Below are 21761 nucleotides of genomic sequence, written 5' to 3'. Positions count from 1 at the left end.
CTTTCCCTAAGAGAGTTGCGCCGCGATACCCACGGCCCGGTCGATGTCTTTTTTGCTGAGCATTTCCGTTCCACAGAGTACGAGACCGTTTGGCAGTTCGGGATAGTCATGAGCCAGAGCATAGCCACCGATGATACCCGCCTTCCGCCAGGCGGTGTTGACCTGATCGGGATCCCGGCAGTTTAGGACGAATTCGTTATAGCAAGGGCTGGGAAAAGGCGTCTCCCAGCCGGGGAGGGCGGCAAGTCTCCCCTTGAGATACATGGCCTTGTAAACGTTCAACTCCGAAAGCTTTTTGAGGTTTTTCCCCAGACTGACCAGGTAGACGGAAGCCGCCAAGGCGCACAAAGCTTCGTTCGTGCAGATGTTGGAGGTGGCTTTTTCACGCCGGATATGCTGTTCTCTGCCTTGGAGGGTCAGGACGAAGCCCCGGTTGCCGTCTTGATCAACGGTCATGCCGGAGAGCCGACCGGGAATCTTACGCAGCAGTTTGCCCGATGCGGCAAAAATGCCCAGATAGGGGCCGCCGTAGTTTAGGGGATTGCCGAAGCTCTGGCCTTCACCGCAGACGATATCCGCGCCCCATGCCCCGGCGGGTTTCAGAAGCCCCAGGGATGTCGCGTCGGTGAAAGCGGCTATCAGGAGAGCCCCGGTGCTGTGTGTAACCGGTTCGATTGCCTGAAAATCCTCGATAATGCCAAAAAAATTCGGACTCTGGACACAGACGGCGGCGGTCCTCTCGTCGATGGTGTCCGTGAGCGCATGCGTATCGACCCTGCCGGAGACGTCGTAGGGGATCTCCACCAATGTGTAATCGTTCGCGGCGCAATAGGTGGCGACGACTTGGCGGTATTCGGGGTGAACAGTCCGGCTGATGAGGATGTTGTCACGGTTTGTGGTTTTCCCGGCGAGGACAACCCCTTCCGCCATAGCGGATGCCCCGTCTTACATGGAGGCGTTCGACACGGGCAGGCCCGTGAGACGGGCGATCATTGTTTGGTATTCATAAATGGCCTGGAGTATCCCCTGGCTTATTTCCGCTTGATAGGGGGTGTAGGCCGTGTAGAACTCGGCGCGACCGATGATGTGGCCGACGACGGCCGGGATATAGTGGTGATAGGCCCCGGCTCCCATGAGGGTCATGGTGGGAACTGTGTTTTGCCCGCTCAAGTCCAGCATGTGCCGCCAGGCTTCCTGTTCGGAGAGAGCGCGAGGGAGATCGGGCAGTTCGGAGAGCCTGCAGGTCTCCGGGATGTCCTGAAAAAGATCATCAACACTGGCAACCCCGATCGTTTTGAGCATGTCCGCGGTATCGCCCGGTGTGTGCGGCGTATAAATCATGAGTTCACCTTGATTGATGGTTGTCGTTAATGGTCCGCGTCTTTTCCCGTTGCGGTCAGAGCAGTGTAAGCCGCCGCGTTCATGAGGCTATCCAGTTCCGCCGGATCGGACATGGTGATTTTGACGATCCAGCCAACGCCAAAGGCATCCTCGTTGACCAGCTCCGGTTTGTCCTGCAAAACGTCGTTGACGGCGGCAACTTCACCGCTCACGGGGGAGTAGATATCGGAGACGGATTTTACCGATTCGATGACCGCGACCGGATCCATCTGTTTGACCTTTTTTCCCACATCCGGCAGTTCCACGTAAACGATGTCCGTCAAGAGATGCTGGGCGTGGTCGGTGATGCCCATGGTGATGGTGCCGTCCCCGTTATCGAGGGCCCACTCGTGTTCTTTTGTGTAACGCCGGTCGTCCGGGTTGGATTTGGTCATACAATCCTCCTTGCCAAATGCTGAAATCGTTTCCCTTTATACGGTAAACGGGACTCGTTCAAGACTAAGTTATGTCGGACGCCTGTAAAAGGGAAGTCTGACCACTTGGGCGCGGGTCGGCCGGTTCCGGATCTCGATATCGATTTCCGTGCCGGGCTCCTTCATGCTCGGAGGCACGTAGGCAAGACCGATAGCCCGGTTAAGTGTTGGAGTGAAGGTGCCGGAGGTGACGACACCAACATCTTGTCCCTCCTTGAGAACCCGGTAGCCGTGGCGGGCGATTCCCTTGTCCACCATTTCAAAGCCGATGAGTTTTTTCCCGATGCCCTCAACCTGTTGGCGTTGCAGGGCGTCGCGACCGATGAAGGGCTTGTTCAGGTCCACGACCCAGCCGTAAAGCGCCTCGAAGGGGGTGCTGCCCTCGTCAATGTCACTTCCGTAGAGCATCATGCCGCATTCAAGTCGCAGGGTGTCCCGGGCGCCCAGTCCGGCAGGAAGGAGACCATGGTCCGTTCCGGTTTTGAGCAGCAGATCCCATATTACAGTGACGTGGCCGGCTTCGGTATAGATTTCAAAACCGTCTTCGCCGGTATAGCCGCTTCGTGAAATGAGGGTCTCGATGCCGGCAATATTGGAGAAAACGAAATGGTAGAACTTCACCGTTGAAAGATCAGCGGGAACGTGAGGCTGTAAAATAGCCGCTGCTTTCGGCCCCTGGAGATCGATTTTGCCAATGGTATTGGAACGATCGGTCACCGAAATGTTGGTGAATCCGTATTCTTTTTTGACTTTCAGAATCCAGGTCAGATCCTTTTCCCTGCTTCCGGCATTGGTCACAAGACGGTAGTGCTGATCCCCCAAGAGATAAAAAGTCAGGTCGTCCAGAATGCCTCCCCGTTCGTTTGTCATGACGCTGAGTTTCAACTGACCGATCTGCTGTCCCTCCAGATTTCTGGACAGAATGAGCTGGAGAAAATCAAAAGCGCCCGGGCCGGTGATATCGATTTCACCCATGTGGCAGATGTCGAACAGGCCGGCCCCTTCCCGGGTTCTTTTGTGTTCCTCGATTATGCCCGTGTAATAGACCGGCATGGTCCAGCCGGCGAAGTCGATCATGGTCGCCCCCAGGGCGAGATGACGTTCATGAAGGGGAGTTTTTTTCACGGGTTTGACGGTATCTCCTTGTGTGGTCGATGCCGAGGTTGTGGGCTTTGTGCAAACCAGGTGAAACAATGGCGGTTAAAAAAGCCGTCTCCGGGAAAAATCACGTCCGTGCTCCTTTTCGGATCAACAAAATAAGTCTGGATCGCCCCTATTAAGTTAGTGTATTAAATGATGTGCCGCACGGCGCGCCAGTTACGGTTTGTGGCGCATGAAAATCCGCCCGACAGGTTGGAATTACTATAAGGAGTGGCATATTTCAAGACCTAAAATGTGGGTTAACCCAGGGTTGTTTACATTTTCGGGGGAACCAGACGGGGCAAATGCCTCAGAAGGAGATGACCCCGATGGTGATACAAAAGAACACAGGCCTGCCCCCGTTTCAGAGACAGGAGCTCTACCGCTATCAACGGGATTATTTGTCCGGTTGGCGAAGGGGATACCCGATGCAGCCATGAGGACGGGAATCATGCGGGATGAAAAGAAAACGAAAGCCCAGTTGATCAGGGAATTGCAAGAGGCAAAGAGCCTGTTGGCCGAAGCACTGGCTTCAGGGCAATCTCATCAGAAGTCCGATTTTTTACAAATTCTCGTCGATACAATCCCCATTTCGATTTTCTACAAAGACACCAACGGGATCTATCTGGGCTGCAACAGGGCGTACGAAACCTTTCTTGGGATGGGAAAAGAGGCGATTGTCGGCAAAACCCTTCATGAGATCTTTCCATCGGATTTGGCGGATAAATACACGGAGATGGATACAAACCTGTTCCATGATCCAGGAGAGCAGGTTTATGAATGGCAGATATCTGATGCCGACGGCAGGCTGCGGGATGTCATTTTCAGCAAGGCGACCTTCTATGATGAGCGAGGTGTTCTGGCCGGACTTGTTGGGGTCATGGTTGACATCACGGAGCGGAAAAAAGCCGAAAAAAACCTGGCGGAGGCGGAGGAACGATATCGCAGTATCGTTGAAAATGCCGTAGAGGGTATTTTTCAGTCTTCGCCGGGGGGACGTATCCTCAAGGTTAATCCGGCCCATGCCCGCATGTTTGGATACGAGACTCCGCAGGAGATGATCGACGCCATTGACGATATCGGACAGGGACATTATGTTCATTCTGAAGATCGTGATAAATTTCGGAATATTTGCGATACGGAAGGCTTTATTCACGGTTTCGAAGTGGGGTTTAATACCAAAAACAAAGAGGTGATATGGGTTTCTTTAAATGCGCGGGCCGTCAGGAACACCGCTGGCAATATTCTCTATTATGAGGGTTTTTCGCAAGATATTACCACACGGGTTTTAGCCGAAAAGGCCCTCAGGGATTCAGAACGCCTGCTGTCAGAAATCATCGACTTTTTGCCTGATCCCACTTATGCCATCGATCGGTCGGGCCGTGTTTTGGTCTGGAATAAAGCCATCGAAGACATGACCGGGGTGAAGGCGGCCGATATGGTCGGACAGGGCGACCACGCGTATGCCGTCCCTTTTTATGGTTTGCCGCGGCCCATGTTGATTGATCTGCTGTTCAAACCGGACGATGCCGTTGAAGGTCTGTATGACGAATTTATAAGAGAAGGTGACGTCATCCTGGCGGAAAGCAGAGGCGTGTTTGCCGGAAATCTCCGTGTTCTGTGGGGCAAGGCCGCTTTTCTCTACGATACTGCAGGGGAGATTGTCGGAGGGATTGAATCCATTCGTGATATTACGGAGCGGAGGATGACGGAGGAACAATTAAAACAGAGGGGGCGGGAATTGCTTACAAAAACAATCACTCTCGAAGAAATAAACGTTGCCCTGAAAGTCCTCCTCGATCAACGGGAAAAGGATAAAAGCGATATGGAAGATGACATCACCCTGAACGTGCAAAAACTGGTGAAACCCTACATCGAAAAGCTCAGGAACTCCTCACTTCCTCCCAGGGAAGCGGCTTATATCAGAATTCTGGAAATGTCTCTGAATGATATCGTTTCTCCTTTTGCCAACAAGTTAACAACGAAACTGGGCGCGTTAACGCCGAAAGAGATTGAGATTGCCAAACTTGTAAAGGAAGGCAAAACAACTAAGGAAATCGCAGAACTGCTCGGCAGTTCGATTCGTGCCATCGAGTTTCACCGGCACAATATCCGCAGAAAGCTGGATTTGAAAAAAACCAACAAGAACCTGAGATCTTACCTGATGTCCCTGACATCGTAGCAGGATATACCTGATATTAACCCGTTGATTATCCCGTATTGTCAATCTTACATTGAGGAAATAATATATAAACGACTCATTTATTCTTTGGTACTCTTTACGGCCATGTGTTCAGAATGTTTTGTTACAGGGCTTGCAATGAGGTGAAGAATAACGCGTATGCGAGCGGAGTCATGGGGTTAAGGGAGAATTGTAATTTGATGGTTCGCGAGAAGGGAGGGGAATGACATGAAAGTGGGCATTGGCGAAAAAATGACTGTCACCGCGACCAGAACGGCTGATCCCGCTAAATTGGATAAAGGTGTTGATGTTTCAGCAACTGAGACCGTTTTGCACACCGAAGACAGACAAAGGAATATTCCGGAAGACCAAGTCGGCCAATGCGATAACCTGACTGCATCCTATTGGGGTTAATTCAATTGGTTCCCATTTCTACTCGCTTCCATTCTGTTGAGGAGGTTTGTGCCGATGCGAAAGATAAGGTGCGCATACTGTGGAAGAGACGGGAAAATAGATGCATGGGATCAGGGCGAAACGAATGAATCCTCAACCTTGTTCAAGTACCTGGGACACAATCCCCTGTCTGGACATATGCATTTTCAATGTCCCTTCTGTGGGATTGTATCCCTTATCAGTCCCATGGCGGTTCTGAGAGATGAGGCGCTGATTGCCGACTATTGCCACTTACGGGAATCCGGCAAGGTATGGTCAAATATTTAGCACCCGGAAAAAGCATACATCCTATCCGGCATGGAGAAGGTCGTTGAGCTGACATATTCCACATCCAACTAAATTGTTTGCCACAATTCCCCTGTGCCGGTGAGGTCGGTGGATAAATTTATGTCGGTTGTTCCCTGGTGGAATATGATTTCAAACGGTGACTCTTCCAGAAGAGTCATAACCGGATGAGGACCCGACCATGAATGACAAGACCACCGTACTGCTTCTAAGCCCGGAAATAGGCAGATTGCCGCAGGATATGGGAACGCTCGCACGGTTTATTTCTGGGAAAAGCGGTGGCATGGGAGAGGTCGTGGCGGCGTTGTGTGAGGGCCTTCGGGAACGGGGCATTGACTTCCATCTGGGAACACTGAACTTAAAAAAACGCTTCAAGGAAGAATGCGGGTTAAATGAAGAACAATGGCGTGATATCCGTTATAAAATCGATCCGGACCGGATCCATCTGGTCAACGCCTCTTTCATTGCCAATTTAATGAGTGCCTACTCGGGAAATCCCCTGTTAAATGCGGCGACATTCCAAAAACAGATGGTCCAGCACTTCATCAAGACCATCAGGGCGAAAAGTGGTGGGAAGCTTATCATTCACAGTCACGACTGGATGGCGGGTGGCGCCATTACCGCCTATGCCAAGGCAACGGGCTGCCCGGTCCTCCATACCATTCACAATGTTCATACAGGTCACATTCCCCTGGACATGCTCTTCGGCGTCGATATCGATCTTCTCCACGACTTTTTTTATATGTCCAATGAACATGGACAGCAAACGATCGACTGTCAGGCGACGGCCATCAAAAACGCGAGCCTGATCAATTTCGTCGGTGTTCAGTTCATGTATGAAATCCTGGAAGATTATTTTCTCGATCGCACCGTTCTTTCCCCGGCCGTGCGTCAGGAAATCAAGGTCAAATACAACCATGGGGCCACTTTGGCCATCCTCAACGCGCCATCACGACTGATGTATCCGGAGGTCTGTCCTTTTCTGGTGAGGAATTACGGACCTGATGATGACGTGTTTGCCGCCAAGAGGAAAAATCTGGTCGCGTTCCAGCAGCGAACCGGGCTGATCGTCAACCCCGAGGCCATTCTTTTCTATTGGCCTTCACGGCTTGATCCAAGCCAAAAAGGAGTGGAGCTCCTGGAGGATGTCGCCCTGCGCTTCGTGATCGAGAACGGGGATGCTCAAATTGCCATTGTCGGGGACGGGGTGGGGAGGGACAGAACACATGAGGCAATTCTTGGACGAATCGCCATGGCATCGGGGGGCAAGATAGCTTACCATCATTTTGAAGAATCACTGTCCATGCTCGGGTATGCTGCGGCCAACGACGTCTTTGGAGCGTCGCTTTATGAACCATGCGGTCAGATAGATCAGATAGGCAATCTTTTTGGTGCCACGGCGACGAACCGTGACACCGGGGGTTATCACGATAAAATTCACGAATTAAGGCTCGACAGCGAGGAGTCGGATCTTGGGGCGGGAAATGGTTTTCTTTTTCGGGATTACGATTCCGGGGGACTCTCCCATGCCCTGTCGAAGAGCATACGCTTTCACCGGCATCCCGCCAGGCTCCGGGAACGTCACATCAAGCATATCATGAGAGAAACCAGGAATCTGTACAATCTCTCCAAGATGATAGGTGAATACGTAGCCGTCTATGAACGTCTCAATGGTAACAAGTCCCTGGCCTGATCAGGATTCCGCACCCGCCTTACAACGGCTCGCCCATTCCTTAAGTTCAACTTTATTCAATGGAAAAATTCTGTTGTGCAAAGACCCGAAATGGAGTAAAGCGGGGGTGTTTTGGGAGTGCATGGTTTTTCATGCAGACCATGCAATTGTCAACAAAGACCAATAAACAGGTGGTTCTGACCGGATATGCTTGCTTGGTGGATTGAGGAACCAACAATATTGGCTTGTAGTTGCCCTACGGATCGACAGCTTCTCATGCTTTACCGGGAAGGGTTCAGAGTCATCGTTTCCCTGATTGACGAGCGTGAGGAACCCCCTTTATATGATCGAAAAACCGCGAACGACATCGGTTTCATACGTCATAACATCCCTGTATCGGAAGGAGGCAGACCCTCGGTAAGCCAGGTGAAGCGATTTATGGAATTGGTGTGTGAGGCTGGGCCTGACCAACGGATCATCGTTCATTGTTTGAGTGGAGATAGCAGGACCGGCGCCATGGCTGCGGCATGGTGGGTGTCCCGGGGGATGTCTGAAGAGGCCGCACGACAGCAGGTTGCCGTCCGAAGGCAAGCGTCGACGCGCATTAACTGGCAGCGTTTGCATGGTGTTTTGGTACGAGACGAAACAGGGAAAGGGGAACATTTGGATTCTGAATCTTCGGGGGAGCGCCGGGGAGTGTAACGTCACGACCCGGGCCAGTGAACTGAAAACAGCCTATTCGCTTCCGATATGCGTGACTTGCCATCCGAGGTCTGATCTGTGGGAGAATTCATGAAAATGTTCCCACCGTGGCTGAATGAGCGGAGTTCGACTGAGAATACCGAAAGGGGCCCCGAAAATATGTATCGTGAAGGAGGCGGGCTCCTCTGGCGGATTTGCGAGTCTTCGGACTGAAGAGCAAGCGTAGGCTTTTGCGGAAACATCCTGCCGTCTGAAGGTTTTTCCTTGACAAACGACGTAAAATTGCGTAGCGTCCATGTTTCAATTTTCAGAGGCTGGTGCAGTTATGACTACATACAATGCAAAAAAAGGTGAAATCCAAAGGGGTTGGTTTCTTGTCGATGCGGAGGGTCAGGTGCTGGGCAGGCTGGCAACGGAGATAGCCGCGCGACTGAAGGGGAAGCACAAGCCCGTCTATACGCCTCACGTGGATACAGGGGACTTCATTGTCGTCGTCAATGCCGGCAAAGTGGTTCTCACAGGCAACAAATTGAAAGACAAGATTTACTATCATCATACCGGTTATCCGGGAGGTATTAAATCGATATCTGCGGGGAAGCTACTTCAGGAAAAACCCGAAGAGGTACTACGAAAAGCTGTCAGGGGGATGCTGCCTAAAAATACACTGGGGCGGGCCATGCTGAAAAAGCTTAAAATCTACGCGGGCAGCGACCATAATCATGCTGCCCAGTGTCCCAAAGTCATTTCCTTTGGTTGATAACCGATTTTTCAATAGATATTTTTTATGGAGATACGGATAATGGAAAAACGCTTCTATGCGACGGGAAAAAGGAAAACAGCCATAGCCAGAATATATATGAAAGAAGGCGCGGGAGCGATCACGGTCAACAAACGTGCATTTGACGATTATTTTACGCGGGATAGCCTGAAGATGCTCATTCAACAACCCCTTGATGCGGTTGGAAAACGCGGACAGTTTGATTTTTTCATTAATGTTCGCGGCGGCGGCATGGCCGGTCAGGCAGGTGCCGTCAAACACGGCATTTCCAAGGTTCTCGTGGAATACGATCAGGAGATGCGCACCACTCTGAAGAAGATCGGTTTCCTGACCCGGGATTCGCGGATCAAGGAAAGAAAGAAATATGGTCAGCCCGGGGCGCGGAAACGCTTCCAGTTCTCGAAACGTTAATCCGGAAGGGAGGCCAAGGCCTCCCTTTTTTTTGGAGGATTCAAGATGAAAATAGGGATATACGGAGCGAGCGGTTATACAGGGCAGGAACTGTTGCGTCTGCTTGTTTGTCATCCCGATGCGGAATTGATATTTGCCACCTCCCGCCGGTTTGCGGGCCAACCGATATTTACCGCCTACCCATCCCTCATTGAGCTGACGGATCTTGATTTTCTGGATGCGGGGCCGGAAGAAGTGGCGCAGACGGTGGAAGTCGTTTTTCTGGCTCTACCGCACGGGACATCCATGAAGATCGCTCCGGTCTTCCATCGTGCCGGATGCATCGTCATTGATCTCAGTGCCGATTTTCGCCTGCATAATCTGGCCGTGTACGAAAAGTGGTACGGAAAGCACGAGGCCCCCGACCTCATCTCCGAGGCCGTGTACGGGATTCCTGAATTATGTCGGGACCAGATCAGAAGATCCCGTTTTGTCGCAAATCCCGGCTGTTATCCGACAAGTGTTATCCTCGGCATGGCGCCGTTATTGGATACGGACTGGATTGATCGATCCTCCATTATTGTGGATTCAAAGTCCGGAACCAGCGGGGCAGGGCGAGAACCCCAGATGGGGAGCCTTTTTTGTGAAGTGAACGAAGGACTCAAAGCCTATAAAGTCGGAGGGCAGCACCGTCACATTCCAGAGATGGAACAAATCCTCTCGCAACTTTCCGGGGAGCCGGTTACAATTTCATTTACCCCCCATCTGTTGCCCGTTAATCGGGGAATCTTGAGTACGATTTATGTGGATCTGCTCCGCTCCGTGACTGTTGACGATCTCGTGGAAAAATACAATAAGTTTTACCGGGAAGAAAACTTTGTCCGCATATTCCCTAAAGGCATGTTTCCTAATCTTCTGTGTATCAAGGGAACAAATTATTGCGACATCGGTCTTGCCGTTGATGGGAGAACGAACAGGGCGATCATCGTTTCGGCGATCGACAATCTGGTCAAGGGCGCAGCGGGCCAGGCGATTCAAAACATGAATCTTATTTGCGACCTGCCGGAAGAGGCGGGTTTGACGCTGGTTCCTCTCTTTCCCTGAGCCCGGTCGGTTTAAGGCCCCCTCATCGTTTCTTATGATTTTTTGCCGATTATGATGGTGAAAGAGTGGAGGATGGTATGGCATCGACATTGAAGGTTTACAATACCCAAACCAGAAAGAAGGAAGTATTCGAACCTCTGACAGCGGGCAAGGTCGGCCTTTATGTCTGTGGCATAACGGCCTATGATACCTGTCATATCGGTCACGCACGATCTGCCGTGGTGTTTGATGTCATCGCCCGGTTTTTCAGATACCGGGGCTATGAGGTCACCTTTGTCAAGAACTTTACCGATGTGGATGATAAAATCATCGGCAAGGCGAATGCTTCAGGGCGCAGTATTGAAGATGTCGCCGAGCAGTATATCCTTGAACACAATGAGGATATGGATGCCATGGGGGTGCAGAGGCCGACGGTAACACCCCGGGCAACGGATCATATCGGTGACATGGTCCGCCTGATCGAGATGCTTCTGGAGAAGAACCTGGCTTATGTGTCAGATGGCGATGTGTATTTTTCGGTCGAAGCCTTTCCCGGATACGGCAAGCTCTCGGGCAGGGGGCTTGAAGAAATGATGGCGGGCGCCCGGGTCGATGTCAATGACAAAAAGCGCAATCCTTTGGACTTTGCTCTCTGGAAGGGGAGCAAGGAGAATGAACCCTGGTGGGAAAGCCCATGGGGCAAAGGAAGGCCGGGTTGGCATATTGAATGCTCCGTCATGAGTCAGAGGTATCTTGGTGATACTTTTGATATTCACGGTGGAGGCGCGGATCTGGTTTTCCCGCATCATGAAAACGAGATGGCCCAGTCCGAGGGGGCAACGGGGAAACCCTTCGCCCGCTACTGGATGCATAACGGCTTTGTCCGGGTCAATCATGAGAAAATGTCCAAATCCCTAGGCAATTTCTCGACCATACGCGAGATGCTCAAACAGCATCATCCGGAAACCCTGCGTCTTTTCATCCTGCAGAGCCATTATCGAAGCCCTCTGGATTTTTTGGAATCATCCATCCATGAAGCACGGCTCGGTCTGGAACGTTTTTATTCACTTTTGAAATCAATCAAGGATATCGTATCGGCAGCCCCGGACGCAGCAACACCGCCTGCCGAAAGTTTTATGAAACCGGCGTCCGAGATGGTTGACCGCATCCGTCTGTTCAGGGTTCAGTTTATCGAAGCGATGGAAGATGATTTCAACACGGCCCGGGCAATCGGGTACCTGTTTGACATGGTCAGGCAGGCCAATAATTTTCTGGAGTTGGCCGGAAAGGATGTGACTTCAGCCGAAAAGGTCGGCGATGCCCGAATGGTCGGGGAGGTCATGGAGGAAATCGGTGGGGTGCTCGGACTCTTCCAGGAGGATCCGGACAAGTATTTTCACCTCGACCGGGAACGGGAAGTTGCCAAACGGGCGTTGGATATAAACGAGATCGAACGGCTTCTGGAGAAACGAAATGTTGCGAGAAGCCGAAAAGACTGGGCTGAAGCCGATCGGATTCGCCATCACCTGGTCGCCCAAGGGATCATCTTGAAAGACGGCGCAGACGGCACGACCTGGATGGTGGCGTGAAGACTCTTTAAATAGTTTAAGCCCCCGGCGGATATGATCCATAATCCCCGAGGGCTTTTCTTGATCGACCCTACCTGATAATGGTTACGGCGCAGTGGGCATATTTACTGACGTCATCGGCCACACTTCCCAGAAGCATCCTCTTAAAACCCCGGTGTCCCCGATGTCCCATAAAGATATAGTCCACCTGCTTCTCTTCGGCGATTCTGACGATTTCTTCTGCAACCGGACCCGCGGCCAGGATGGTTTTGCAGGTCACACCGTACTCGGCGAGGTTATTTTTGGCCTGCTCGAGGATTTTCTCGCCTTCCTGTTTGCGTTCGCGGTAAAGGGGTGTGTCGGGAAGCGTTTTGTAGGGTATGATATCCTCTAGAACATGAATCAGCGTCAAATCACATCCGGACAATTGTGCGTATCGGCCGCTGTGTTTCAGGACGGTTTCCGAAATGGGAGAGCCGTCAATGGCGGCAAGAACCTTGATAACCCTTTCTCCTGCCATGATCATTCCTCCTTGAGAGTGAAAATAAAAATCCCTCTCATTCTCCGATAAATTCTGTTATTAGTCAACATAAAGTCTTGATAGAATCGGTCGGTACTGTGAAAAAAGACAAAGCCCCATTGTAAATGGCTGGCGATCATGGTACTGAATAATCCCCGTGTAGACTTGAAATACGCATTCAGCAGCGGTTCCTTTCGGAGTGTATTTTCTGTGGAGACAATCCGGCCATGATTGAAATGGACCAGATCACCAAGCGTTACGGAGAAACGGTAGCCGTAGATCGCCTGTCCTTCCGTGTGGCAAAAGGGGAGATTCTGGGTCTGCTCGGCCCGAACGGTGCAGGGAAGACAACGATTATGCGGATCCTGACGGGATATCTTGCTGCGGATGACGGGAAAATCAACGTTTCCGCGTGGCATCTCCCCGAACAATCCTTTGAGATCAGGCGTAAAATCGGGTACTTGCCGGAAAGCAATCCCCTTTATCCGGACATGGGGGTCGTGGATTATCTTTCGTTCATCACTTCCATGAGAGGCGTGACAAGGAGGGACCGCAAAAGACGGGTTGACGAAGTGATTAAAATAGCCGGATTGGAGAAAATGGCCCACAAGAATATCGGCGAACTGTCCAAAGGTTATTGTCAGCGGGTTGGTCTCGCCCAAGCCATTGTTCACGATCCCGACATACTCGTTCTAGATGAACCGACGGTTGGTCTCGATCCCAATCAGATTGTGGAAATCAGGCATCTCATTCAGCGATTCGGGAGAGAAAAGACGGTTCTCCTGAGTTCCCATATTCTGCCCGAGGTCGCGGCGACATGCAGTCGAATTATTATCCTGAATCGGGGGAGGATCGTTGGTAGCGGCACCCCCGAAGAGATGTCCGTTCGTGCCCGGGGTGGCCATGCCGTCACATTTGCCCTGAATGCCCCTTCCGAAGCGGTTATAACGCGACTCAAAGCAAGCCGGCCGGTAAAGAACATTGAGTGTCTGGGTGAGGCGGGTGAGGGGATCTGGCGATTCCGGGTGATTACGGACGACGATATCGATATTCGGGAGACGATCTTTCGCATGGCTGTCGACAACCGGTGGGTGCTGACCGAGCTTTACCGGGAATCACTGTCCCTGGAGGAAGTGTTTCAGCATTTGACTGTGGAGGAGGTTGTCCCATGACCGGAGCGTTAGCCCTTTGTCGGCGGGAATTCAATGCCTATTTCGATTCACCGGTGGCCTACGTATTTATCATATCCTTTCTGGCCGTGACCTACTGGTTTTTCTTCCGCGGTTTTTTTGTCGGCAACCAGATTCAGATGCGGGGTTTTTTCTTTTTTCTCCCCTGGGTTTTTTTGATCTTCATTCCGGCAGTGACGATGCGGTTGTGGGCCGAGGAGAAGAAAATGGGAACGGTTGAAATCCTTCTGACCCTTCCGGTCAGGGAATACGAACTGGTCCTGGGCAAATTCATGGCCGGCTTCCTTTTTGTTTTCGCCTCCGTTTTCTTCAGTTTTTCTCTGCCTCTGACCCTGGGTTGCCTGGGCAAACTTGATTGGGGGCCGGTGGTCGGCGGCTATCTCGGGACATGTTTTTTGGGGGGCGCATATCTATCGATCGGCCTCTTTCTTTCCAATTTTACGAAAAACCAGATTGTTGCCTTCATTTTAACGATTTTGTTATCCTTTATCCTTTTCATTCTGGGAGAGGACATTGTCCTCGCGAATCTCCCGGAATTCTGGGCTCCCTTCTTTTCCTTCATGGGACTCGGCAGGCACTTTAACAGTATCCAGCGGGGAATCATCGATTCTCGGGATATTATTTACTATCTTTCCGTCACAGGTTTCTTCCTCTTTATGAATGTTATCTATGTGACGAGGCGCAGGTAGCGATCCATGTCCGGTTGGCAACGAAAGATCCGTTTTCTCTTTGGTGACTCGATCCTGATCCTTGTGGTTCTGGGATTCCTTGTTTTGCTTAACTTTCTGTCCCATCGGCATTTCATGCGGCTGGATTTGACGGAAAATAAAATATACACGCTTTCCGAATCAAGCCGTAAAATGGTGAGCAATTTGAACGACCCGATAACCATTCAGTGTTTCTTTTCAAAGAAAATCCCGTCCGAACTCACCGCCTTGAGACAGCAAATCGACGATCTTCTCGAGGAGTACCGGGTGAACGGCAAGGAAAAAGTCAGGATAACGTACGCCGACCCGGCGCAAGACGCCCTTTTGCAGAAGCGTGTTCAGGCGATGGGTATCCCCCAGGTGCCGATAAATGTTTACCAGAAGGACCAGGCCCAGATTACCAACGTTTACATGGGGATTGCCGTTTCCTACGAGGACCGGCAGGAGATCATTCCCTTCGTCAGGGAGGCGAAAAACCTGGAGTATGATGTGACCAGCGCGGTTTTGAGACTTCTGAAAAATGAAAGGAAGCGTATTGTTTTTTTAACCGGAGGAGAGGAATACGATCTGAATGGAAACTTCGGAACCGTTCGGGAGATGCTGGCGCCTCTTTATGATCTGAACACGCTCCCCCCAGGGGCGGTCGATGCCATTCCCGACGGAACGGATCTTCTTGTGGTGGTTTCTCCCGAAAGGACTCCCGAAAAAACAAAGCGTGCCATCGACCAGTATGTCATGGGCGGGGGCAAAGTCTTCTTTCTGATTGACCGGGTCAACATAGACGGCGTCACCATGACGGCCTCGCGCCGAGTCAGCAACCTGGAAGACCTGGTTGAAACTTATGGGGTCAGGATTACCCAGGACCTGGTGCTGGACCGCTTTAACACGGCCATCAACTTCCGGACGGGATTTACAGTCCTCCGAGTTCCTTACGCCTTTTATCCGAAACTGGTGAAAGAAGGTCTGGCTGCGGATCACGTTATCGTGAACCGCCTGGAAACCATGAGTATGCCCTGGGTTGCAGCCCTGGAGGTGCTTGAAAAACCGCATGTCAACGCAACCGTCCTCGCCAGAACTTCATCGCACAGTTGGCTCCAGCGTGGGATGTACAACATCAGTCCCGCTCAAGAATTCAATCCGCCGGCGGGAGAAATCAAATCCTATCCCCTTATCATTCTTCTTGAAGGGAAATTTACCCGCTTCTACGCCGACTCGCCCGGTGGAGGAGACCACAAGCGGAATTCGGCTGCGGGAGAGACGGGGCTGCCACTCCGAAGTCAGGAAGACACAAAAATCCTGGTCATGGGGAACGCGCGTTTTCTTTCCGACGCATTTATTACCGCTCAGGGTAATGCGGAATTTTTCCTCAATGCCGTGGACTGGTTCACCTGGGGAGATGATCTGATCGGAATTCGCTCCAAGAAGATGTTGAGCCGGCCTCTGCCGATTCTTTCGGAAAAACAGAAGGTGCTGATCAAGTACGGAAACATGATCGGTGCGCCCCTTCTGGTCATTCTGATCGGTTTGGGCCGCTATTATCTGCGCCGGCGAAGAAGGACTGGCATCCTGAAGGAGAGAACGGAATGAAGGCCAGACGGAATCTGATTCTGCTCATCGCACTCCTTGCTGCGGGGGGAGTAGCCTTTTTTTTCGAGGGCTCTTTCAGTCTGCATGGAGGACCGTCCAAAGGCACTCTCCTGGTCTTCCCCGGTTTCGAGCCATGGAAAGTCAACAAAATTGATATAGGAAACGGCGATCTGGTCTTTGAAAATCTTGATGGAAATTGGTTCCTGGTTACGGAATCGAGACACCACCCTGCGGACCGTAAACAGGTTACCGCGTTATTGCAGGCGATTCGGGAATTGAAACGGGACAACATCGTTTCCGAAAACAGGAGCAAACACCCTCTTTTCGGGGTGAAGGCCGGTGAAGGAACGGAGATCGTTTTCTTCGACTTAGACGGGAAAAGGCTTGCCGGCTTTCTTGTCGGGATAAAGGGGCCGGATGGCTTGAGCGCCTATATCAGGAGAACGGATGGAGACGAGGTTATCCTGCAGCCCGGAAATTTGCGGGATCATCTCGACAAACCGGCGAAATTATGGCGGGAACGAAAAATATTCTCGCTAAAGAGTCATGACATCGTCGAGATGACTTTTCAGATCGAACAGGAAACCATTCTGTTGAATCGGGATACCCGGGGCGGATGGTTCATCGTGAAGCCTGTGGCCCGGAAAGCCGATGGAGGGCGGGTGGAACAGGTCATTTCGATCCTGAATGAACTGGAAGCGGCAGACTTTGCCGATTCGTTGAATCCAGGAGATGCAGGGTTAATCACGCCCCCGCTACGTTTGGCTGTTCGTCTCAAGGATCGTTCGATGAAAATGCTCCTGATCGGGTATCCAGCCAATGAATGGGGACATTACGCCATGACCGGCGAAGATCAGTCGGTTCTCGTCCTGCAAAACGGTGTTGTACGAGCGTTATTTCCGGAGATCAAGGACCTTGAGGCCTCGGTTATGGATGAGTCGGAAAATCCGTCGGCACAATGAAACTTTTTCGCCGGGAATCTGACCGTATCAGGAGGGGGGAGGTTTGCGATGAGCGATTGTCTTAAAGAAAAAAACATGACGCACTGTAATTGTTCCTACGAACCTTGCGTCCGGAAAGGCCGTTGTTGTGATTGTTTAACCTATCACCGCCGGAACAGGGAGCTGCCGGCCTGTTTTTTCCCGGATCAGGTGGAAAGGACTTACGACCGGTCCTACGAGCGTTTTGCCGGCTTGGTGGCGGCAGGACAGGTTTGAATGCATGACAGGTTACTGAATGAAAGTGAAGGAGGGGCTTATGTTTCAGATTGCTTCATACGAGACATTTCAGGATGGGCAGGTCATCTTTCAGGAGGGCACGCATGGAGACTGGATCTATGTGATCGAAGAGGGGGCTGTGGAGATTTCAAAAGAAATGAAGGGCCGTCGGGTGGTTGTGGAGGTATTGCCCCCGGGCGAAATTTTCGGTGAAATGGCCTTTATTTCCAAAATGCCACGAACCGCCACGGCGACAGCCATGGGGGAAACGACGGTGGGCATTGTCAACCGGGATTATTACGACCACGAATTCAACAGGATGCCCGAGGATTTCCGTCAGGTATTCAACACCATTGCGGCACGTTTGAAAAAAGCCACCGATGCGATCATTGCCGCCGCAATCCAGGAAGATTAATTCCCCTTGGGGCCCCTTCTCCATCGTTTCTTTCCATTATCATGTATCATGCTGATCTTCGGGCTTTCAGCAGAAAAAATACGTGTGTTTCGGCCCGTTGGGCTGTCGTATTGTCCCGGAACGGGAACACCTCTCCCGAGATCCGGGCGCCCGCCCGTTTTTCGTTTCATCTGCCCAAAGCCCCCTTCGGGCCTGTTGCCGTGTCGTGATGGTGCCAATCGTCTTTCAGGGAAAACCGGACGGGGATATCAACAATCACGGCCACGGGGGCGCCCAGGTGTCGGGCCGGCTCAAACCGCCAGGCTCGGACGGCCTTCATGGCCGCCCGGTCAAGGGCGGTGTAGCCGGAAGTTTTCCTGATCGTGATCTGTCCGACCCGACCGTTCGGCAGGATTTCAGCGCCGATCAGCGCCACGCCTTCATGCCCGCGGATTCTGGCTTCCGCCGGGTAAACGGGAGGAAGAACATCGAGATAACGCGGCCTCTCCTGCCGAAGAGCTGGCCTCGTTACCGGAGCAAGTTCCCCTCCCGCGGTGTTACAATCCCGGTTCCCCGGCATGCCCCCCTTCGATGTGACGGATCCTGCTGTCTGGGGCGTATGGGGGGATACGATTGGCATGTCCGTAACATCACCCGGCTTCCTCTCGGTGAGCAGGGATTTTGCATCCGGCGGCGATCCCATACGCGTTGTGTCCTTTACCGCCGACGTTTCTGATTTTTCTGCCCGTGTGAAAAAAGTGTTTTCCCCCTCTACCGCCGATACAGAGGGGGGGACAACCTGGCTTAGACCGATGCTTTTACCCGGAGGCGATAGGGTTATCTGGATAATTCCCTGTGTCGGTTCATTCCCCATCGAGACCAAAGGGGTTTTCACCACCACATACAGCATGCCCAAGGTCAGCAGATGCAGCAGCAAAGAAAACAAAACGGCGTGAAACACGAGGCCAATGCCCCGGGGTTTTTGGGGGTGAGCCGCACCCGTAAAAAACAGACCCTCTATGATCCGCACGTCCATCTTCCCTGTAAGTTCGGTGTCGTCATTATTTTGACAGGCGAAAAACATTTGAAAAGGCCTCGTCGCAAGATATTCCCTGGTTTGCCAGGAGGCGTTTTCCCCATCACCCGCCCGGATCTTTCTTAAAATTCGTAACTCAACCCGGCAAACACCGATCGGCCCATTCCGGGATATCTGCACCAGGATGTTTCCCAGGTGTTCTGGTCCGTGAAGCTCCCCATGTGGGTGTCGTAATCGACGTTAGCCAGGTTTGTGACGGCGAGAGAGAAAACATAACGACCGTGAAACCGTTGTTCGGCTTTCAGATCCATCGTCCAGTAGGAATCGAGCGTATAAATGACAGTTCGGGTGTCCGGATAAACCGTTGTTTCCGTGCGATAAACCAGCCGATCACTCACATATCGGATTGTCGCCGTCGCTGTCAGGCCAAATCCGTTTTTATAGGTCAGATCACCCTTGAACAACGCCTCCGGCGTATAGGCCGCCCTTCTTTTAACCATCACATATTGAAAATCCGGGGGAGAAAAGGGTGGCCACACGTAATCCTGCCGGGTATAGGCGCGATTTTTTTCGTCTGCATCCAGCCAGGTGTAGCTCAGCCCCAGGGTCAGATTGTAACAAGGGCCGATTTTAATCCCCGCTTCAACGCCCTGGGCCTTGTAATCCGCCAGGTTAACGGGACTGAATATCCCCTGTGAATCGGGTTCCCACTGGATTTTATCGTTCACGTCCCAGTGAAAATAAGAAAGAGTGGCGAATATTTTGTCATTAAGAGAGGATTGTTCCAACGTGATGTCACTGTGCCAACCCGTTTCCGGTTTCAGATCCGGGTTCCCCTTTGTGTAGGGATCTTCCGGCCAGTATAAATCATTAGGCGTGGGGGCCAGGAAATGCTTGCCGTGGTTAATCTTCAATGCCGTGTTTGGCCACGGGTTAACAATCAGGCCGAAGAAGGGGAGATTTTCGGAACCGAATGCCGAGTGCTCTTCCCGCCGGATCCCGGCGAATACTTTCCAGTAGTCTGACGGCCGGTACTGGGCCTCCGAAAAAAAGCCCCGCGTAAACAGGTGGGCGTGGGTGGCCGTTTTCCCGCTCCGGGCGCCGGAGCTGTCCAAGGCATGGGTTTTGCTCCCCCAGCGGAGGTCCCGATATTCCCCTCCCAGCAGAAGCGTTGCCCCGTCGAACGGATGAAGATCCACATGTCCGTCCGCCCCTTTGACTTCGTTGGTGATCCAGTTTTTGTTTCCGGAACCGTCGAAGGCATAACGGTTGTAATTATAATTTTCCATGTGGGTGTAATAGCCTTTGCCCTGGTAGCCCAGCCAGTGCCGGGGTTTACCCTTGATTTCCAGAACGACGTGTCCGTCCTGGTCTTCGCTGTAATCCAGAAGGCTTGCCGCCTCGTTGTCATAAAACTTCTTGCCGCCGATATAATAATCCGCCGTTCCCCGGGGCGGTTTGACGCCGGGCATGCCGTAAGTCCGGTCGAGGTAATCGCCATAGAGGCTGATATCGACGGCTTCGCTTTGTTCGAGGACCATCTTCAGGGAAACGTCGTTTTGACGCAAGTCGCTGTTAGAGCGAAACCCGTTTGTCTCCGCGCGGTTTGCCGTCAGGTAGTAACCGAGATTGCCGGCGACGAACATGCCCTGTTCGGCCCACAGGCGGTACGTGTCCTGCGAACCGTAACCCGCCCCGATTTTCAGATCCGTTTTATCCCGGTCGGGCCGTTTGGTGATGATGTTCACGACGCCTCCCATGGCACCCGAGCCGTAGAGAAGCGATCCGGAACCCTTGATCACCTCGATCCGTTCGACGTTGTTCAAGGGAATTTTACCCACGTCAGCCAGCCCCAGGGAGGGCGAATTGACATTGACGCCGTTGACGAGCATCTGGGTGCCGTTGCCCCGCATGCCGCGGATCTGGATCTCCTGGGCGGCTCCGCCGAAGTTGCCGTAGCTTCGCCAGTCGATGCCCGGTTCGTTGGCCAGGAGCTGCCCGATGGATTTCGCTCCCGATTTCCGGATATCCTCTTCATCCAGAATAACGACGGCGTTGGGAATGTCCTTGCGTTTTTCGGGGATTTTCGTGGCCGTGACGACCACTTCCTCCATCTGGAGGGTTTCCCCCGTGGAATGGCCTGTGGGCGCGTTTGCAGCCGCAACGGATTGTAGAACGAAAAAAATCGGAACCGCTGCCAAAAACAACAAAAAAAATCTTTTCATCATTCTTCTCCTTTCTTCCCCCTCGGGAAGGTGGTTATTTTTCCGTCGGATACGTCTCCTGGCTTGCGGCTGACTCCTACTTCCCGGCCCTTCCCGATTCTCTTGAAAGATAATCAGTGGTTCTTCCGGGTTTCGTTCCGCTCACAGTTGCGGGGCAGCACCGGCTTCAACCGGTTTCCGTTATCCGATGGTTCCTCTCTTCCAGGTGTCACCCGGGGACGGCCGGTCACGGGATGGTGATCGACGGTCACGGATAGGTGATACGCGGCTTCAATCCTCTCCTCCGTTATGACTTCCTCTGGAGAGCCCAGAGCCTGAATTTGTCCCTCCTTCAACAGAGCGATTTGTTTGCAGTAAAGGGACGCGAGATTAATGTCGTGGGTGACGGCGATCACCGTCATTCCCTGCTCCTCGTTTAGCCTCTGAACCAGATTCAGAAAATCGACCTGGTGGCGGATGTCCAGGAAAGCCGTGGGTTCGTCCAGAAGCAGGATCTGCGGCTCCTGGGCCAGAGCCCGGGCGATCAACACCCGGTGCGTTTCGCCGCCGCTTAGTTGATTCATATTTCGTCCGGCCAGTTGGAGGGTCTCGGTTTTTTCCATGACCCGCCTGACGATCGCATGATCCTCTTCCCCCTCGAAGCGCCACCGACCCAGATGGGGTGTTCGTCCCATGAGAACAACCTCCTGGGCCGTTAAGGAAAAAATCATGGGCGAAATCTGCGGCACCACCGCCACGATTTTAGCCAGGTCGATCCGTTTTATTTCCCCCACGGGTTTGCCGAAAAGACGGATTGCCCCCTCCGTGGGGAGGAGCAC

The 21761-nt window shown here is 52.3% G+C and carries 20 protein-coding genes, 2 pseudogenes and 1 riboswitch; of the genes and pseudogenes, 15 read left to right on the top strand and 7 right to left on the bottom strand.

Annotated features, from left to right (window positions below; all coding sequences use genetic code 11):
* Nucleotides 1-6: 6 nt before the first annotated feature.
* From GX147_07920 to gcvT, 3 genes and pseudogenes are all read right to left on the bottom strand, one after another.
* Nucleotides 7-1341: pseudogene (locus GX147_07920) on the bottom strand (aminomethyl-transferring glycine dehydrogenase subunit GcvPA).
* Between the two features lie 26 nt (nucleotides 1342-1367).
* Nucleotides 1368-1775: a glycine cleavage system protein GcvH gene (gene gcvH / locus GX147_07915; GenBank protein NLN60616.1), complete on the bottom strand. Its 408-nt coding sequence runs from the start codon at nucleotides 1773-1775 to the stop codon at nucleotides 1368-1370.
* A gap of 69 nt (nucleotides 1776-1844) precedes the next feature.
* Nucleotides 1845-2999 carry a glycine cleavage system aminomethyltransferase GcvT gene (gcvT, locus tag GX147_07910; protein NLN60615.1) on the bottom strand — a complete coding sequence of 385 codons (1155 nt, stop codon included), beginning with the start codon at nucleotides 2997-2999 and terminating at the stop codon, nucleotides 1845-1847.
* A 391-nt stretch (nucleotides 3000-3390) separates the two neighbouring features.
* Between gcvT and GX147_07905 the strand changes: the two genes are divergently transcribed.
* From GX147_07905 to GX147_07865, 9 genes are all read left to right on the top strand, one after another.
* Nucleotides 3391-5136, top strand: coding sequence for a PAS domain S-box protein (locus GX147_07905; GenBank protein NLN60614.1), 1746 nt, complete (start codon nucleotides 3391-3393; stop codon nucleotides 5134-5136).
* Between the two features lie 228 nt (nucleotides 5137-5364).
* Nucleotides 5365-5550, top strand: a complete 186-nt coding sequence (locus GX147_07900) for a hypothetical protein (GenBank protein NLN60613.1) — start codon at nucleotides 5365-5367, stop codon at nucleotides 5548-5550.
* A gap of 54 nt (nucleotides 5551-5604) precedes the next feature.
* Nucleotides 5605-5856, top strand: coding sequence for a hypothetical protein (locus GX147_07895; protein NLN60612.1), 252 nt, complete (start codon nucleotides 5605-5607; stop codon nucleotides 5854-5856).
* A 199-nt stretch (nucleotides 5857-6055) separates the two neighbouring features.
* Complete coding sequence (locus GX147_07890) at nucleotides 6056-7567, top strand: glycosyltransferase (protein ID NLN60611.1); 1512 nt, start codon at nucleotides 6056-6058, stop codon at nucleotides 7565-7567.
* A 219-nt stretch (nucleotides 7568-7786) separates the two neighbouring features.
* Nucleotides 7787-8248 (top strand): hypothetical protein, encoded by a 462-nt coding sequence (locus tag GX147_07885; GenBank protein NLN60610.1) that lies wholly within the window; start codon nucleotides 7787-7789, stop codon nucleotides 8246-8248.
* A gap of 325 nt (nucleotides 8249-8573) precedes the next feature.
* A complete protein-coding gene (gene rplM, locus GX147_07880; GenBank protein ID NLN60609.1) occupies nucleotides 8574-9005 on the top strand; it encodes a 50S ribosomal protein L13 in 432 nt (143 codons plus the stop codon).
* Nucleotides 9006-9032: 27 nt separating this feature from the next.
* Entirely contained in the window at nucleotides 9033-9437 is a 405-nt protein-coding gene (gene rpsI, locus GX147_07875; protein ID NLN60608.1) for a 30S ribosomal protein S9, read from the top strand.
* Between the two features lie 45 nt (nucleotides 9438-9482).
* Nucleotides 9483-10520: an N-acetyl-gamma-glutamyl-phosphate reductase gene (locus GX147_07870; GenBank protein NLN60607.1), complete on the top strand. Its 1038-nt coding sequence runs from the start codon at nucleotides 9483-9485 to the stop codon at nucleotides 10518-10520.
* Nucleotides 10521-10597: 77 nt separating this feature from the next.
* On the top strand, nucleotides 10598-12088 hold the full coding sequence (locus GX147_07865) for a cysteine--tRNA ligase (protein NLN60606.1): 1491 nt from the start codon (nucleotides 10598-10600) through the stop codon (nucleotides 12086-12088).
* Nucleotides 12089-12158: 70 nt separating this feature from the next.
* Here the strand turns inward: GX147_07865 and GX147_07860 are convergent, their stop codons facing one another.
* A complete protein-coding gene (locus GX147_07860) occupies nucleotides 12159-12587 on the bottom strand; it encodes a universal stress protein (GenBank protein ID NLN60605.1) in 429 nt (142 codons plus the stop codon).
* A gap of 227 nt (nucleotides 12588-12814) precedes the next feature.
* On the opposite strand from GX147_07860, the gene GX147_07855 reads away from it, so the two are divergent.
* Genes GX147_07855 through GX147_07830 form a run of 6 tightly spaced genes read left to right on the top strand, consistent with a single transcriptional unit; the run spans nucleotide 12815 to nucleotide 17703 of the window.
* Entirely contained in the window at nucleotides 12815-13759 is a 945-nt protein-coding gene (locus tag GX147_07855) for an ATP-binding cassette domain-containing protein (protein NLN60604.1), read from the top strand.
* Nucleotides 13756-14466 carry an ABC transporter permease subunit gene (locus GX147_07850; GenBank protein NLN60603.1) on the top strand — a complete coding sequence of 237 codons (711 nt, stop codon included), beginning with the start codon at nucleotides 13756-13758 and terminating at the stop codon, nucleotides 14464-14466. Before GX147_07855 ends, GX147_07850 begins: the two co-directional genes overlap by 4 nt.
* A 6-nt stretch (nucleotides 14467-14472) precedes the next feature.
* Nucleotides 14473-16071 (top strand): GldG family protein, encoded by a 1599-nt coding sequence (locus tag GX147_07845; protein ID NLN60602.1) that lies wholly within the window; start codon nucleotides 14473-14475, stop codon nucleotides 16069-16071.
* A complete protein-coding gene (locus GX147_07840; protein NLN60601.1) occupies nucleotides 16068-17033 on the top strand; it encodes a DUF4340 domain-containing protein in 966 nt (321 codons plus the stop codon). The genes GX147_07845 and GX147_07840 overlap by 4 nt, the downstream gene beginning before the upstream one ends.
* 48 nt (nucleotides 17034-17081) lie before the next feature.
* Nucleotides 17082-17288 (top strand): cytosolic protein, encoded by a 207-nt coding sequence (locus GX147_07835; GenBank protein NLN60600.1) that lies wholly within the window; start codon nucleotides 17082-17084, stop codon nucleotides 17286-17288.
* Nucleotides 17289-17328: 40 nt separating this feature from the next.
* Complete coding sequence (locus GX147_07830) at nucleotides 17329-17703, top strand: cyclic nucleotide-binding domain-containing protein (protein NLN60599.1); 375 nt, start codon at nucleotides 17329-17331, stop codon at nucleotides 17701-17703.
* Nucleotides 17704-17869: 166 nt separating this feature from the next.
* Here GX147_07830 and GX147_07825 read toward each other — a convergent pair whose 3' ends face one another.
* The 3 genes and pseudogenes from GX147_07825 to GX147_07815 form a co-directional block, all read right to left on the bottom strand.
* Nucleotides 17870-18898 (bottom strand): energy transducer TonB, encoded by a 1029-nt coding sequence (locus tag GX147_07825; GenBank protein NLN60598.1) that lies wholly within the window; start codon nucleotides 18896-18898, stop codon nucleotides 17870-17872.
* Nucleotides 18841-20946, bottom strand: a complete 2106-nt coding sequence (locus GX147_07820) for a TonB-dependent receptor (GenBank protein ID NLN60597.1) — start codon at nucleotides 20944-20946, stop codon at nucleotides 18841-18843. The genes GX147_07825 and GX147_07820 overlap by 58 nt, the downstream gene beginning before the upstream one ends.
* 27 nt (nucleotides 20947-20973) lie before the next feature.
* Nucleotides 20974-21174: riboswitch (cobalamin riboswitch) on the bottom strand.
* 236 nt (nucleotides 21175-21410) lie between these two features.
* Nucleotides 21411-21761, bottom strand: a pseudogene (locus GX147_07815) (ABC transporter ATP-binding protein).

Source organism: Deltaproteobacteria bacterium, assembly GCA_012522415.1.
GTDB lineage: Bacteria > Desulfobacterota > Syntrophia > Syntrophales > JAAYKM01 > JAAYKM01.
This window is presented reverse-complemented; position numbering and strand designations above follow the sequence as displayed.

Excerpts from the sequence above, each read along its gene's own strand:
- GX147_07855 (NLN60604.1), top strand. The coding sequence starts at position 12,815 with ATGATTGAAATGGACCAGATCACCAAGCGTTACGGAGAAACGGTAGCC.
- GX147_07820 (NLN60597.1), bottom strand. The coding sequence starts at position 20,946 with ATGATGAAAAGATTTTTTTTGTTGTTTTTGGCAGCGGTTCCGATTTTT.
- GX147_07870 (NLN60607.1), top strand. The coding sequence starts at position 9,483 with ATGAAAATAGGGATATACGGAGCGAGCGGTTATACAGGGCAGGAACTG.
- GX147_07840 (NLN60601.1), top strand. The coding sequence starts at position 16,068 with ATGAAGGCCAGACGGAATCTGATTCTGCTCATCGCACTCCTTGCTGCG.
- GX147_07850 (NLN60603.1), top strand. The coding sequence starts at position 13,756 with ATGACCGGAGCGTTAGCCCTTTGTCGGCGGGAATTCAATGCCTATTTC.
- GX147_07845 (NLN60602.1), top strand. The coding sequence starts at position 14,473 with ATGTCCGGTTGGCAACGAAAGATCCGTTTTCTCTTTGGTGACTCGATC.
- GX147_07835 (NLN60600.1), top strand. The coding sequence starts at position 17,082 with ATGAGCGATTGTCTTAAAGAAAAAAACATGACGCACTGTAATTGTTCC.
- GX147_07900 (NLN60613.1), top strand. The coding sequence starts at position 5,365 with ATGAAAGTGGGCATTGGCGAAAAAATGACTGTCACCGCGACCAGAACG.
- GX147_07830 (NLN60599.1), top strand. The coding sequence starts at position 17,329 with ATGTTTCAGATTGCTTCATACGAGACATTTCAGGATGGGCAGGTCATC.
- GX147_07895 (NLN60612.1), top strand. The coding sequence starts at position 5,605 with ATGCGAAAGATAAGGTGCGCATACTGTGGAAGAGACGGGAAAATAGAT.
- GX147_07890 (NLN60611.1), top strand. The coding sequence starts at position 6,056 with ATGAATGACAAGACCACCGTACTGCTTCTAAGCCCGGAAATAGGCAGA.
- GX147_07865 (NLN60606.1), top strand. The coding sequence starts at position 10,598 with ATGGCATCGACATTGAAGGTTTACAATACCCAAACCAGAAAGAAGGAA.
- gcvH (NLN60616.1), bottom strand. The coding sequence starts at position 1,775 with ATGACCAAATCCAACCCGGACGACCGGCGTTACACAAAAGAACACGAG.
- GX147_07860 (NLN60605.1), bottom strand. The coding sequence starts at position 12,587 with ATGGCAGGAGAAAGGGTTATCAAGGTTCTTGCCGCCATTGACGGCTCT.
- rpsI (NLN60608.1), top strand. The coding sequence starts at position 9,033 with ATGGAGATACGGATAATGGAAAAACGCTTCTATGCGACGGGAAAAAGG.
- GX147_07905 (NLN60614.1), top strand. The coding sequence starts at position 3,391 with ATGAGGACGGGAATCATGCGGGATGAAAAGAAAACGAAAGCCCAGTTG.
- rplM (NLN60609.1), top strand. The coding sequence starts at position 8,574 with ATGACTACATACAATGCAAAAAAAGGTGAAATCCAAAGGGGTTGGTTT.